The following is a 14,826-nucleotide window of genomic DNA, read 5'->3' as shown; positions in this document are numbered from 1 at the left end:
TGTCATGACTCGTTCCGTTCCCGCCATCGACGTCCGGGGCCTACGCAAGTCGTTCGGCCCGACCACCGTTCTCGACGGCGTCGACCTCCGGGTCGACACCGGATCCGTCTTCGCACTGCTCGGCGCGAACGGCGCCGGCAAGTCCACCACCGTCCGCATCCTGACCACCCTGTTGCGCCCCGACGCGGGCACCGTCACCGTGGCCGGCCTGCCCCTCCCCGGCCGCGCCCACGCCGTGCGCGAGAACATCGCACTCACCGGCCAGTACGCCGCGATCGACGACGTCCTCACCGGCACGGAGAACCTCCGTCTCGCAGCGCGCCTCGCGCACCTGCCGTCGGCCGCGATTCCCGGTCGCGTCCGTGACCTGATCGAACGTTTCGACTTCGCGCACGTCGCCGACCGGCGCGCCGGCACGTACTCCGGCGGCACGATGCGACGCCTCGACATCGCCATGAGTCTCGTCGCGTCCCCGCAGGTGTTGTTCCTCGACGAACCCACGACCGGGCTCGACCCGCGCAGCCGCCTCGTGATGTGGGAGGCGATCCGCGAACTCGCCGACGACGGCGTCACCATCTTCCTGACCACCCAATACCTCGAGGAGGCCGACCGACTCGCCGACCGCATCGCCGTCCTCGACGGCGGGCGGATCGTCGCCGAGGGCACACCCGACGAACTCAAGTCGCTTGTGCGCGGCGGCTATCTCGAACTGCGCTTCTCCACCGACGCCGACCTCACCCATGCCGCGTCGGTGCTCGACGGCGAGATCGACCGGGCAGCACTGACACTGCAGGTCCACACCAAGGGCGATCTGCCCCACGTCGCCGCCCTGCTCGACCGCCTCGCCGCCGAGGCGGTCCCCGTCGAGAAGTTCGGGCTGCACTCCCCCACCCTCGACGACGTCTTCCTCACCCTCACCGGCTCCACCGACGAAACAAAGGTCGTCCGATGACACTCCTCGCGCACCCCACCCCGCTCCGCTTCGCCGCGCGCGACCACGCCGCCGTGACCGGCAGGAACCTGCGGCGGATGCTTCGCAGCCCCGACGCGCTGCTGATGGGTCTCGCGCTGCCGGTCCTGCTGCTCGTGTTGTTCGTCTACGTCTTCGGTGGCGCGATCGACACCGGCACCGACTATCTCAACTACGTCGTGCCCGGCATCGTGCTGTTGTCGGCGTCCTTCGGGGCGGCACAGACGGCCGTCGCGGTCGCCTCCGACATGCACCGCGGCATCGTCGACCGGTTCAGGTCCATGCCCATCGCCCGCTCCGCCGTGCTCACCGCGCACGTCGTCGCGAGTCTGGTCCGCAATCTCGCCAGCACCGTCGTGGTGTTCGTGGTGGCCGCACTCATGGGATTCCGGCCCGACGCCCACCTCGTCGAATGGGTGGCCGCCACCGGTGTCATCGCGTTGTTCGTCCTGGCGATCTCCGCCGTCTCGGCCGCGCTCGGGATGCTCGCGGGCAATGACGAGGCCGCGAGCGGGTTCACCTTCCTCCTGCTCTTCCTCCCCTACGTGAGCAGCGCGTTCGTCCCGCCCGAGACGATGCCCGGATGGCTGCGCGGTTTCGCCGAACACCAGCCGGTCACCCCGGTGATCGAGACCGTCCGGGGACTGCTCACCGGCACCGGGATCGGGTCGTCCGCGATCGTCGCGATCGGGTGGTGCGCGGCGTTCACCGCAATCGGCCTGGTCGCCGCCACAGCACTGTTCCGACAGCGGACCGCACGCTGACCTGTTGCTGCCCGGTTTGTGACACTCTGACTCACAACAAGTATTCGGGAAAGCACGGACGTCCGGCTAGCCTGGGCGCGTGGAGTCAGCAACGAACGGCCGCCGCGCCCCGCGCCGGATCGATCCGGCGCTCGAGGTTCAGGCCGAGCCCCAGGAGCTCGTGCCGCGTCGGCGGCCCACCCAGGAACGGAGCCGCCGCAAGTTCGACGCCCTGTTGGCCGCCTCGCGTGAACTGCTCACCGAGGTCGGCTTCGAGTCGTTCACCTGTGAGGAGGTCGCGTCCCGCGCCGACGTCCCCATCGGCACGCTCTACCAGTTCTTCGCCAACAAGTACGTGATCGTGTGCGAGCTCAACCGGCAGGACCTCGTCGGCGTCCAGAGCGAACTCGCCCAGTTCAACGGCAAGATCCCGTCCGTCGACTGGTTGCGCTTCCTCAACAGCTTCGTCGACCACCTCGCCGGACTGTGGACCACCGATCCGTCCCGCCGCGAGGTGTGGCTCGCGATGCAGTCCACCCCGTCCACCCGGGCCACCGGCGCCATCCACGAACGCGAGTTCGCCGAGCAGGTCGCGCGGATGCTGGCACCGCTCACCCCGGACACCCCGCGACCGCGCCGGAAGCTCATGGCCGAGGTGCTCGTCCACATCGTGTACTCGATGCTCAACTTCTCGGTGCAGGACGACCAGACCCACGCCGACGCCGTCGTCGAACTCAAGCGCATCATGGTCGCCTACCTGCAGATCGCCGAACAGGACTCACGCGCTCAGGCCAAGCGACGCCAACGCCGCGAGGAACGCGAGGAATCCGCACGCGGACAGGCCGGCCGGCAGGACACCGAAACGGATCAGGCCGAGGAAGCCAGCGCTCACTCGGCCTGAGTCCCCACATCTACGTACGCCGGCCGTCGACCTCGTCGAGGACGACGAACGCGCCGGCCATGTCACCGTCGTGGGTCAACGACACATGGATCCGGACGCCGGTCAGCTTCTCGGCGACCTGCCGGTGCAGCCGGATGCTCGGGCGACCCCACGCGTCCGAGACCACTTCGATCTGCTGATGGATCGTCTCCGGTAGCACCGGTGGGCTGCCGAACAGCGACGCCGACCACGCCTTGATCACCGCCTCCTTCGCCGCCCACCGGGCGGCGAAGTGCCGGGCGGGATCGGAGCTGCGGGTGTTCGCGTCGCGACGCTCACCCGGTGTGAAGTTCGCCAGCATCGTCGTTCCCGTCCGACTCAGCTGTTCCGCGAACTCCGGCACCGACACGAGGTCGAACCCGACACCCGCAACTCCCATCCCGAGACCCGTGCCTACTTGCAGCCGGGCAGACCGGAGCGGTACACGTCGTCCTCACCGAGGCGAGCCTCCGGCGAGAGCAGCATGTCCGCCTCGAGCTGACGCGTGGCCGAAGCCGGCACGTGATCGTCACCGAGACGACGATCCGCGGGCCGCTGGTAGAGCGACGCTCCACCGGTCATCGCGTCCACCAGGCGACGCTTGCCGGCGACGGTGCGCTCGGCCGCCTTCGTCAGGTAGACCTCCCGGCGCTCCGCCGGGATCGCCTCGACGAACGCCTGCGGATGGACCACCGCGATCAGACCCGACACGTGCCCGAAGCCGAGGCTCGTGAGCAGACCCGCCTTGAGCGGGAGCTGCTCGCCGAACCGGATCGGCGTGCGCGGCCACACCAGGTGCTCGAACTCCGCCATCTTCTCGTCGACACAGTCGAGGCTGCGGTTCGGCGGAACCACACCCTGCGCGAGGACCTGGCACAGGCCGATCAGCTGGAAGGCGGCGGCGCCACCCTTGGCGTGACCGGTCAGCGACTTCTGCGAGACCACGAACATCGGGTTGCCCTCGCTGCGGCCCAGCGCACCGGCCAGACGCTCGTGCAGCTCGGCCTCGTTCGGGTCGTTCGCGGCGGTCGAGGTGTCGTGCTTGGAGATCACCGCGATGTCGTCGGCCGTGAGACCGAGCTTGCGCAGTTCCTTCGCGAGACCCGACTCGCGTCCACCGCGACCCGCACCGAGCGCACCGATGCCGGGCGCCGGGATCGAGGTGTGCACACCGTCGGCGAACGATCCGGCCCAGGCGACCACACCGAGCACCGGCAGGCCCATCTCGAGCGCGACATCGCCGCGGGCGAGCAGGATCGTGCCGCCACCGGCCGACTCGACGAATCCACCGCGACGACGGTCGTTGGCGCGGGAGAAGCGACGATCGCTGATGCCCTTGGCCTGCATGTCCTCCGACTTGGCGGTCGCGGACATGTCACCGAAGCCGACGATGCCCTCGATACCGAGATCGTCGAAGCCACCGGCGACGACCAGGTCGGCCTTGCCGAGCTTGATCTTGTCCACGCCCTCCTCGACGGAGACCGCAGCCGTGGCGCACGCCGCGACCGGGTGCACCATCGCGCCGTAGCCACCGACGTACGACTGGACGACGTGCGCGGCGATGACGTTCGGCAGGGCCTCCTGCAGGATGTCGTTCGCCCGCGACTCGCCGAGCAACGTGTCGATGTACAGCGACCGCATCGAGGACATGCCACCCATGCCGGTGCCCTGCGTGTTGGCGACCATCGACGGGTGTACCCAGCGCAGCAGCTCGGACGGGGTGAAGCCACCGGTGAGGAAGGCATCGACCGTGGTGACGATGTTCCACAGACCCACCCGGTCCACCGAGTCCGCCATGTCGGCGGGGATGCCCCACTTGGTGACGTCGAAGCCGGTCGGGATCTGGCCACCGACCGTGCGGGTCAGCTTCGCCTTGCGCGGCACGCGGATCTCGGTGCCGGCCTTGCGGGTGACCGTCCAGTCGCCCGACTCGGCGTCGACCGACGCGACCGTGTTCTCCGGATCGGAGTCGACGAACGCGCGGGCCTCGGCCTCGGAACCGACGACGAAGGACAGGTCCTTGTCGAGGAAGACCGAGGTCAGCAGCGGAGCCGTGTTGTCGATCATCGCACCGTCGTCGCCGTAGCGGCGGATGCCGCAACGCTCGACCACCGCGTCGTGGTAGCGGTCGGCAATCTCCGCCTCGGGCACCAGCTCACCGGTCTCGGTGTCGTAGAAGCCCGGCTTGGGATCGTTCTCCCAGCCGATCAGGCCCGTGACCCACGCCAGCTCGAGCACACCGGCGGCCGACAGTTCCTCGTCGACCTCCATCTCGAAGCGGGTGCGAGCGGAGCCGTAGGGGCCGAGCTCGCCGGCACCGACGATGACGACCGTGTCGGCGAGGTCGGCGGTGACCGTGCCCCACTCGGGGGTCGGCAGCTCCTCGGCGCGCGGAGGCTCGGGCAGCGCCGCGATGGTCGCGGTGCCGTCCTCGTCGGCCTCGACGGCGTCGGCCGCCTCCTGCGCCTGCTTCGCGAGCGCAGGCAGGTCGACGTCCACCTCGGACAGTCCACCGGTCAGGTCCGCGACGAGCGGAGCCTCGGCAGCGAGACGCGTGGCCTCCGGTCCGACCAGCTTCAGCAGCTCGTCGGCCATCTCGTCCGTCGACCAGGTGCGGACACCGGCAGCCTCGACAGCCTCGACCAGCGGGTCGTTGCCGCCCATCAGGCCCGTGCCGCGCACCCAGCCGATGAGGGCGTGGGCGAGGGTGACGCGCTCGGCCCAGGTGCGCTCGGCGCTCCAGCGGTTGATGACCGCGTCGAGTGCGGCCTTGGCCTCACCGTAGGCACCGTCGCCACCGAACTTGCCGCGGTTCGGCGAACCGGGCAGCACGACGTGCAGGTGGGTGTCGACGTCGCGGTCGTACCCGATCTTCGACAGTCCGGCGATCAGTCGCTCGACCGACCACAGCAGCACCCGCATCTCCATCTCGGCCCGCGCACCGGCGTCGGCGAGCGAGCCCGCCACGCGCGGCGCGGCGAACGGGAAGAGCAGCGTCGGGGTGAGCGCGTCCTTGATGAGCTTCTTCGCACCACCGGCGACCTCGACGGTCTCGGTGCCGATCCACTCGATCAGGGCGTCGACGTCGCTGTAGGACGCCATGTTCGCGGGAACCACCCACAGCGCGGCGCCGGCACGAGCGTTGCGTGCGTACAGCTCCTTGTAGAAGCCCAGGCGGCTGTCGTTCAGCGAGGACGTGGTGACGACGACCGTCGCACCGCCGGCGAGCAGCTTCGCGGCGACGGCTGCGCCGATACCGCCCTTGCTGGCGCCGGTGACCACGGCGACCTCGTCCGCGTACTCGGCACCCTCGGTGACGACGGCGATCTCGGCGATCGCGGCGTAGGTCTGCGCGAGCTCCGTACGGCCGGCCTCGGTGGCCTTGCGGCCCCAGAACTCGGCGTGCGCAGCCACGGTCCGACCCGCACCGATGAAGCGTTCGACGTCGAAGCTGTTCGAATCCCCCGTCGCTCCGCTCGCCCCTTCCCCGAGCCAGACGCGGGCCAGGTCCTCACGGGCGGTGGCCCAGCGGTCGTCGATCAGGACGGCCTTGCGCTCGTCGAAGGCCGGAGCGACCAGACGCGGCCAGTCGGAGCCGAGCTCCGCGGAGACCAGGTCGACGAGTTCGTCGTCGGCCTTGTCGGCCAGGCCCGAGACCTGCTCGGTGTGGCCGAGCTGCTCGAGCACGAGACGTGCGGCACTGGCGAGAACCCCGTCGCGGCCGGTGATCTGCTCGGCGAACTCGCCGAGGGCAGCGGCGTCGACCGTCGCTCCCCCGCCGCCACCGGCGGACGGCATCGACACGGCGATTCCGCGACGCGAGGCCACCGACTGCACGGCGGCGTCGATCAGCTTGTCGACCGAAGCGGCATCCGCGAGGGCACCATCGGTCAGGCCCCCCAGGTCGCCGCCGCGGACGGACGAACCGTCGCGGCTGCCGAGAGCAGCTTCGGCGGTGACGTGCGACGCCCAGCCCTCGCCCAGACCCCACACCTTGGCGACGCGGTCGGCGACGTAGGCGGGACGCTTGCCCGACGGACCGAACACCTTGCGCAGGTGATCGTTGATCGAGTCCGACAGCACCGGGCCGAAGGGGCGGTAGGTGCGGGCGAGACGGTCGACCGTGCCGGCGAGGGCACCCATGTCGGCGTCGGCGGCACCGTCGATCGCGCCGAGCGAGAGCTCGGAACCGAGGTCGACGAGCAGCTGGTTGCGACGCGAGGACACGCCGTCGCACAGCGCCTCGATCGTGTCGGCGGGGCCGATCTGATCCGGGCGCAGCTTCGTCCACAGGGCGATGAGCACCTTGGTGGCGTCGGCGGCCTTGAACGCGATGTCGTCCGGGGTCGGGCCACCGGCCGGCGCAGCGGGAGCCGCGGCGGGTGTCGGGGCCGCAGCAGCGGCGGGAGCGGACTCGGCAGCCGGTGCGACCGGCTCGTCGTCCTCGACCGGAGCGGGATCGGTGTCGGTCGAGTACACGATCGACGCCTCGCGCTCGATGTTGAGCACCTCGACGGGCTGACCGAAACGACCGGGCAGCTTCAGCGTCTGCGACGCGAGGTTCGCGACGGTGGGCGCGCCACCGAGGCCTACCTCAACGAACCGCTCGACACCGAGACCACCGTCGGTCTCGTCGGCGAACAGCAGATCCTGGGTCTCGATCCAGCGCACCGGCGACGCGAACTGCCAGGCCAGCAACTCGGCGAGCACCACGCGGGTGAGCTCGACCGGCTTGGCCGACCAGCTGTCGAAATCCGCGAGGACGTCGGCGAGCGGCTGCGACGGCACCAGGTCGGCGATCTCCTGGATGAACTCGCGACCCAGGTTGAACGGCTTGGGCACGAGGTTCGGGATGTACCGGCCGATGAGGATGTTCGGGTCGATCTCCTGCGGCAGCAGGGCGAGCAGACGTTCACGGAAGTCGTCGACACCGCCGCGCAGCACGGTCGAGTGGAACGGCACATCGATGCCCGGGACGAGGATGAACGCGCGCTTGCCACCGAACTCGGCGACCTTGCGCTCGATCACGGACTCGAGGGCTTCGAGGCCGGCGACCGTACCGGCGATCGCGTACTGCGAACCGCGCAGGTTGAGGTTGACGATCTCCAGGAATTCCCCGGTCTCCTCGGCGACACCGGCGACGAAGGCCTGCAAATCCGCGTCGTCCACACCGAACTGCGACGGCCGGATCGCGGCCATGCGGTAGTTCGAGCGGCCCTGCTCGTCGCGCGGCACGAGAGCGTGCATCGCGGAGCCACGCTGGAAGACGACCTCGAGGACGGCCTCGAGCGGCAGCACACCGGCGACGGCGGCGAGCGCGTTGTACTCGCCCACCGAGTGACCGGCCAGGAAGGCGTCGTCGACGAACGCGCCGGCCTCCTTCAGCTCGGCGATCTGCGCGACACCGAGGGTCGCCATCGCGACCTGCGTGAACTGGGTCAGGTGCAGCACGCCGTCGGGATGCTTGTGGGTGACACCGCGGGCCTTGAGGACCGTCGGGTTGTCGCGGACCACGGCCAGGATCGAGAAGCCGAGCGCCTCGCGGGTGTGCTTGTCGGCGCGCTCCCAGATCTCGCGGGCGGCCTTCGAGCGGGCACGGGCGTCGAGGCCCATGCCGGGACGCTGGATGCCCTGGCCCGGGAAGGCGTAGACGGTCTTCGGCGCGGCGATACGGCCGGTCGCGACCATCACCAGATCACCGTCGACGCGGCAGCCGACCTCGACGACCTCGGCACCACCGTCGGTGGCGATGCGGTCGACGCGCACGTCGATCTTCGCGCCCGGACGGACCATGCCCAGGAAGCGGGTGGTCCATGCCGTCAGGCGACGGACCGGCAGCTTCGCGTCCTGCTCGATCGCGGTGACGACCTGCTGGGCCGCGGCCGACAGCCACATGCCGTGGACGATCGGGCTTCCGAGACCGGCGAGCAGCGCGGCGTTGTCGGAGGTGTGGATCGGGTTGTGATCGCCGGAGACCTTCGCGAAGGCGCTCATGTCGGTCGGCGCGACGATCACGGCGTCGCGGCGGCGACGACGCGGCGTGTCGGTGACGGCCTCGGTGAGAGCACCACCGGCGCGAACCGGATCGGCGAGATCGGCGGTGCCGGTGCGGCCGCGGATCGCGAACCGCTCGGCCAGGGTGGCGACCACCCGGTCGCCCGAGCCGTCACCGCTGTCGGCGGTGATGACCACGTCGACCTCGACGACGCGACCCAGGTCGGTGTCGGAGACACCGGTGACCTCGGCCTTGACGCCCAGGAAGGCGGGATCGGTGGGCAGACCGTTCTTGACGTCGATCGCGTGGTCCAGGTGGACCAGGTCGAGCATGCCCTCGATGACCGACAGGTCGGTCTCGGTGCGGGCGGCGCCCAGCGCGGCGAAGACGGCCGGCCAGCAGGCACCCACGAGCACATCGGGCACACCGTTGCCGCTCGGCGTCAGGGTGGCGGGCAGACCCGAACCGGTGACACCGGCGTGGTCGGCGATCTTCTCCGGCAGCCAGCCGAGAGTGATACGGGCAGCTCCCTTCCTGACCTCGGGCAGTTCCTGACCGGCGGCGACACCGAGCAGAGCGGACATCGACGCATCGGCGTCGGCCTCGGTGACGACAGGCGCGCCACCGGAGACGACCGAGGCGGGCACGGTCAGGCGGATCTCGACGGCCTTGTCGCACACCAGCGGAACCCGCAGGCCGACGTGCTCGTCGTCGAGGATCGTCAGGGTCGCACCCGTCGGGGCGTGCGAGGCAGCGGTCTCCGACTCGACGGTCCACTCGTCCAGATCACCGAGACGGTGGATCGGGTTGCGGGTCTGGCGACCCGCCCACGAGACGTCCGGCGAGGACAGCACGGCGTCGAGCAGACCCGGCGCGATGTCGCGGTGACGACGCGCGGCGAGCTCCACCGGCTCCGCGCCCTCGGCGACGAGCTCGTCGGCCGTGGCCTTCTCGAAACGGTCGAGGAGTTCACCGACCGGCTCGTCGACACGGGTGATGCCGGCAACGGCGACGGTGCCGGGGATCACGCACACCTGGTCGGCGGAGTAACGCGGATCGTGGGCCTGCCACAGCGAATCCGAACGCCACCAGCGACGCACGTCCTGGTCGACGACCGGAACGAAGTTGACGGGCTTGCCGGGGGTACGGCACAGCGACACGAAGAACGGCACGTCGGCGGGATGCAGCACGACGTCACCCGCGTCGGGATACTGCGCGAGCAGCGACTTGATCGCGGCGTACGGGCGCTCGAGCACCGCGTCGTCGTCGAACAACGTCGGGATCGGGCCCCGGCAGACGGGATGCAGGCGGGCCTCGGCGCGCTGCAGCATGTCGCGGAAACGCTCACGCCACGACACGTCCAGCCACGGGCTGGTGTGCGCCTCGGCGAGGACGTCCGCCAGATCGGTGCCGCAATCGAACTCGGCACCGTTGTCCGCGCCGACGGCCAGCTCGAGGTAGCGCTCGAGCCACTGCAGGTAGGTCATGGTGTCGAGGTCACCGAAGTACGGCTTGGCCGTTCCGTTCAGGGCCTCGATGATCTCGTCGCGGCGCGCGGCCACGGCGTCGGCGTCACCGGCGACCTCGTCGAGCAGGCGACCCGTGCGCGAGGCGGCGTTGTCGATCTCGTGGATGTCGGCGCCGAGCTGGCTGCGGCCGGAAGCCATACCGCCGGTCGCGGTGCCGGCAGCGACCCAGTCGGGGGTGCCGGGGGTATCGACGAGCAGCTGCTTGACCTCGGGAGCCGTGGTGGCCTCGAGGGTCGCCATCGCGGCGGTGCCGACGAGGATGCCGTCGAGCGGCATCGCGGGGAAGCCGTAGACGGTCGACCAGCGACCGGTCAGGTACTCGGCGGCCTTCTCCGGCGTGCCGATGCCACCGCCGACGCACAGCACCAGGTTCGGGCGCGTGCGCAGCTCGGCGTAGGTGTCGAGGAGCAGGTCGTCGAGGTCCTCCCACGAGTGGTGACCACCGGCGCGGCCGCCCTCGATGTGGGCGATGACCGGATAGTCCGGGACCTCGTTGGCGATACGGATGACCGAGCGGATCTGCGCGACCGTGCCCGGCTTGAAGGCGACGTGCTCGATGCCGGCCTCACGCAGGTCGGAGATGATCTGCACGGCCTCGTCGAGCTCCGGGATACCGGCGGTGACGACGACACCGTCGAAGGGCGCACCGGCCGCGCGGGCCTTGGGCACGAGGCGCTTGCCACCGACGTGCAGCTTCCACAGGTAGGGGTCCAGGAACATCGAGTTGAACTGGACGGCGCGACCCGGCTCGAGCAGCTCGGTGAGCTCGGCGACGTGGTCGGCGAAGATCTGCTCGGTGACCTGGCCGCCACCGGCGAGCTCGGCCCAGTGGCCGGCGTTCGCGGCGGCGGCGACGATCTTCGGATCGACGGTCGTAGGGGTCATGCCCGCGAGCAGGATCGGCGAACGGCCCGTCAGGCGGGTGAAGGCCGTCTCGACGGCGACGCGGCCGTCGGGCAGCGCGACCGGCTTCGGAGCGAATTCCGACCAGGCACGCGGAACCTCGGGCTCGGCGCCCGGGGTGAGGAGGTTGCGCTGACCGCCGCGGGTCGCGGCGGCGATGATGCCGACGCCCTGACCGCGCAGGCCCGAGCTGGTCATGCGGGTGAGGAGCTCACCCGGACCGAGGTCGAGGATCCACGAGGCACCGGACGCGACGGCGGAGTCGACCTGCTCGACCCAGTCGATCGGGGCGACGAGGATGGCCTGCGCGAGGCTGCGCGCGAGCTCGGAGTCGAGCTCGCAGCGGGCGGCCCAGTCGGCGACCTGCTCCACGGCATCCGCGAAGGCGGGGTGATGGAAGCCGACCTCGGCCGCGACGGGCTCGAAGGTCGGGGAGAACACGGCGCCACCGCGCTTCTTGGCCTCGCGCTCACGGGTCTCCGCGGCGGAGATCTGCTCGCAGCGTTGCTGCACGCGCTCGAGAGCGGCGGGCGGGCCCGACAGCACGACGCGACGACGGGCGTTGCGGATCGCGACGACGGCGCTGCGCTCGGGGTCCTGGCCCTCGAAGACCTCGGCGACGATCGCGCGCAGGCGCTCGGGGTCGACGTTGGCGACGGCGAGCATCGGGTACTTGCCGGCGCCGGAGATCAGGCCGCGGCGGCGACCGACGAGGGTCGCGGCGGCACCGATGAGCTGGGCGATCGCGAGGATTTCGGCGTCCTTGCGGCCGGCGGCGGCGACGGACTCGACGGCGAGGACGCCCTGCGAGTGGCCGATGACCGCGCTCGGTGCGACGGAGTCGACGTCGAGGCCCTGGTTCGCGAGCGCGCGCAGCGCGGCGACCTGGGTGAGGAAGACGCCGGGCAGCGACACGGCGGCAGAGGTGAGAGCTGCTTCGGAGGGGCCGGCGGGCGCGTCGTCCTCGTCGGCGAGTTCGGCCTCGAGGATCCACGCGACGGGGTCGAAGCCCGTCGGGCGGACCACGACGAGGTCGCTCGCGACCGGGGCGAGGTGCGCGGTGGCGCGGTTGACCAGGTCGGTGAGGACCGGTTCGAGTCCGTTGTCGCGGCTGAGCTCCTCGAGCGAGGTGAGCCAGGGGGCACCCTGGCCGCCGAAGGCGAGCGCGTAGGGCTCACCCGCGAGGAGCTTGTCGACCAGGGCACGGGCCGGAGCGGCTGCCGTGGACCGATCGGTGGTGCGTCGTGATGCCTTCGAGTTCCGTCCGTTGTCGCCTGGTGTGGTCTCGTCGATCGTCACGCGTGTGGTTCCTCTCCTGAACACCCCGGCGTCGAGGCTTCGTGTGTCAGCGCTGCGCGCCGGTGTGCTGCTGGACTAGTGGTCCGCTGTTCGGGCACGCCCAGGTTCGCACAGAATCATGAGGGGTTCCTCATGTTTTGTTTCGCACAGTTTGCCCGACACCCCTCCCGCCAGTGATTTCGCTCACAAGTCGGGGCAAAAGTAACCGGTCGGTAACCCGAGTCATTCCTGGCTACGCCGATGTGTGGACGTCCATGAACCCGAGGAATCCCTCACGTTTTTCGTTATCAAATCGTTACCTATTGACGGGCGTCGCGGATCGTGCATCGCAAGATCGAAAACGTGTCGGCGCCCGCGGTTAGCCTTCGGCCGGATCGAACAGACATTCGAGATGGGGGCGAGATGGGGAAGCGGATCGAGTACACGAGGGAACTGCTGGAGGAAGCAGTGACCGCGTCGATCAGTACTGCAGGTGTTCTCCGCTACTTGGGGCTTCGAGCAGGCGGAGGTAGTTACGTCGTCGTGAAACGACGGATCGAGGCCTACGGAATCGACACATCACATTTCCGGGGCATGGCCCACCAGAAGGGACGACCGGCCCGGAACCGGCTGCACTGGTCGGACGTGCTCACGGTCGCACCGGCCGGCTCGAACCGGAAGGAGACCAGAGCGCTCAGGCGCGCACTCCTCGAACACGGTCGTGCACACGAGTGCGAGATGTGCGGCATCGGACCGGAGTGGCTCGAATCTCCGCTCGCGCTCCACATCGATCACGTCGACGGCAATCCGAACGACTCCCGCCCGCACAACCTTCGCTTCCTGTGCCCGAATTGCCACAGTCAGACGCCGACCTGGGCGGGCAGGAACGCACGTCGCGTTCTCGGCGAGCCCCCCGAGCGGACTCCCGGCCGGATCGGAGCGGAACCCGAAGAGGCGGCATGATGACGCGACCGGTCAAGTACACCGAAGAGATGCTGCAGGAAGCGGTTCGGAACTGCGTCAACTTCGCCGAGGTCATGCGGTACTTCGGCCTCAAACCCAATGGCGGGCACCACACGCATCTGAGCCGCCGGATCCGCGCCCTCGGCATCGACACGTCCCACTTCACCGGACGGCCCAGGACGACCGAGCGCAGACCGTACGTCCGTCACGAGTGGCAGGACCTCCTCATCGAGAAACCGCGCGGATCCAGACGCACGAAACCGGATCAGCTCCGACGGGCGCTCGTCGAGTACGGACGCCCCTACCGGTGCAGCCGATGCGGCACCGAGCCCGAGTGGAACGGGAGACCGCTCACCTTGCACGTCGACCACATCGACGGAAACCCTAACGACTCCCGCCCGGAGAACCTCCGCTTCCTGTGCCCCAACTGCCACAGTCAGACGCCCACCTGGGCCGGACGAAACGTACAACTCCGTATGGCGCCGGAGTGACGGCCATGCCGTATCCTGCTGAGGTCTGGCGCGAGTGGCGGAATTGGCAGACGCCCGGGTTTTAGGTACCCGTGTCTTAGGACGTGGGGGTTCGAGTCCCCCCTCGCGCACCACGTGACCTCACCCACGGTGCACCGACCGGTCTTGGCAGGTCGGTGCACCGTTCGGGTACCGTCGAGGGCGTGTCCGAGCATCGCCCTCCCCGCCGGTTGGCCCTGATCATCCTGGTCCTGGTGGCCGCGGCCGGATGCCTCGGTCTCGGCTACTGGCAGTGGGTCCGGTTCGAAGCGGTCGGCGGCACCTACCAGAATCTCGGCTACGCCCTCCAGTGGCCGGCCTTCGCCTTCTTCTGCGTCTACGCCTACCGGCGCTTCGTCCACCTCGAGGCCGAGGAGCAGGAGGCCGAGAGCACCGGCGGACGACGCCCCTCCGAGCCGGACGAGCCCACCGAGATTCCCGAGGATCTTCTTCCCACCCGTCCGCGCACGCTCGCCGAGGCACGCGAGCAGGAGGCCGCGGATCCCGACGCACAACAGATCAACGAGTACAACGAGTACCTCGCGCAGCTCGCGCGCAGGTCCGATAGGAGCGCTCAGTGAGCACGACCCCCGAGCAGGCGTCCGGCCAGGCCACCACGCCGCGCGTCGTCAGTGAGGCCGACCGCAAGAAGATCCGGTCCGCCCTGCTGCGTTACCGCGTGCTCGCCTACGCGACCGGTATCTGGCTGCTGATCCTCACCGGTGAGATGGTCGCCAAGTACATCATCGGTGTCGAGAACGTGCCGGCCTGGATCGCGATCGTGCACGGCTGGGTGTACGCGGTGTACCTGGTCCTCACCTTCGACCTGTCGATCAAGGTGCGCTGGCCGATCGCCCGGACGGTGTGGACGCTCCTGGCGGGCACCATCCCGTTCCTGTCCTTCTTCGTCGAGCACAAGCGCACCCAGCAGGTGAAGGCCGACTTCGGCGTCTGAGCCGGTAACCTCCACGAACACGAATCGGGCGGATCCTTTCGAAGGATCCGCCCGATTTCGTT

At 69.7% G+C, this 14,826-nt stretch carries 9 protein-coding genes and 1 tRNA gene; 8 read left to right on the top strand and 2 right to left on the bottom strand.

From position 1 onward, the window contains the following. Nucleotides 1–4: 4 nt before the first annotated feature. The 3 genes from RBB84_RS04460 to RBB84_RS04450 all read left to right on the top strand — a co-directional run bounded on the left by RBB84_RS04460 (nucleotide 5) and on the right by RBB84_RS04450 (nucleotide 2,614). Entirely contained in the window at nucleotides 5–952 is a 948-nt protein-coding gene (locus RBB84_RS04460; RefSeq protein WP_019288999.1) for an ATP-binding cassette domain-containing protein, read from the top strand. Beyond that, on the top strand, nucleotides 949–1,734 hold the full coding sequence (locus RBB84_RS04455) for an ABC transporter permease (protein WP_019288998.1): 786 nt from the start codon (nucleotides 949–951) through the stop codon (nucleotides 1,732–1,734). Before RBB84_RS04460 ends, RBB84_RS04455 begins: the two co-directional genes overlap by 4 nt. A 118-nt stretch (nucleotides 1,735–1,852) precedes the next feature. After that, nucleotides 1,853–2,614 (top strand): TetR/AcrR family transcriptional regulator, encoded by a 762-nt coding sequence (locus RBB84_RS04450; RefSeq protein WP_331712470.1) that lies wholly within the window; start codon nucleotides 1,853–1,855, stop codon nucleotides 2,612–2,614. 10 nt (nucleotides 2,615–2,624) lie between these two features. On the opposite strand, the gene RBB84_RS04445 is transcribed toward RBB84_RS04450, so the two are convergent. Both RBB84_RS04445 and RBB84_RS04440 read right to left on the bottom strand, forming a co-directional pair. After that, entirely contained in the window at nucleotides 2,625–3,032 is a 408-nt protein-coding gene (locus RBB84_RS04445; protein WP_019288997.1) for a holo-ACP synthase, read from the bottom strand. A 14-nt stretch (nucleotides 3,033–3,046) separates the two neighbouring features. Next, the gene (locus RBB84_RS04440) at nucleotides 3,047–12,358 is read right to left on the bottom strand and encodes a type I polyketide synthase (protein ID WP_064257050.1); all 9,312 of its coding nucleotides are present in this window, start codon (nucleotides 12,356–12,358) and stop codon (nucleotides 3,047–3,049) included. Nucleotides 12,359–12,880: 522 nt separating this feature from the next. Here RBB84_RS04440 and RBB84_RS04435 point away from each other — a divergent pair. From RBB84_RS04435 to RBB84_RS04415, 5 genes are all read left to right on the top strand, one after another. Next, nucleotides 12,881–13,300, top strand: a complete 420-nt coding sequence (locus RBB84_RS04435; protein ID WP_332260663.1) for an HNH endonuclease signature motif containing protein — start codon at nucleotides 12,881–12,883, stop codon at nucleotides 13,298–13,300. After that, nucleotides 13,300–13,791, top strand: coding sequence for an HNH endonuclease (locus tag RBB84_RS04430; RefSeq protein WP_064257052.1), 492 nt, complete (start codon nucleotides 13,300–13,302; stop codon nucleotides 13,789–13,791). The genes RBB84_RS04435 and RBB84_RS04430 overlap by 1 nt, the downstream gene beginning before the upstream one ends. A gap of 28 nt (nucleotides 13,792–13,819) precedes the next feature. Continuing rightward, nucleotides 13,820–13,904: transfer RNA gene (locus RBB84_RS04425), tRNA-Leu, on the top strand. A 69-nt stretch (nucleotides 13,905–13,973) separates the two neighbouring features. After that, the gene (locus RBB84_RS04420; protein ID WP_064257062.1) at nucleotides 13,974–14,390 is read left to right on the top strand and encodes a hypothetical protein; all 417 of its coding nucleotides are present in this window, start codon (nucleotides 13,974–13,976) and stop codon (nucleotides 14,388–14,390) included. Beyond that, complete coding sequence (locus RBB84_RS04415) at nucleotides 14,387–14,764, top strand: DUF3817 domain-containing protein (RefSeq protein WP_006554752.1); 378 nt, start codon at nucleotides 14,387–14,389, stop codon at nucleotides 14,762–14,764. Before RBB84_RS04420 ends, RBB84_RS04415 begins: the two co-directional genes overlap by 4 nt. Nucleotides 14,765–14,826: the final 62 nt, after the last annotated feature.

Source organism: Rhodococcus sp. D-6, assembly GCF_040256695.1.
Classification (GTDB): domain Bacteria; phylum Actinomycetota; class Actinomycetes; order Mycobacteriales; family Mycobacteriaceae; genus Rhodococcus; species Rhodococcus pyridinivorans.
Note: the sequence above shows the minus strand (reverse complement) of the source record. Positions and strands in the feature narration are given on the sequence as shown.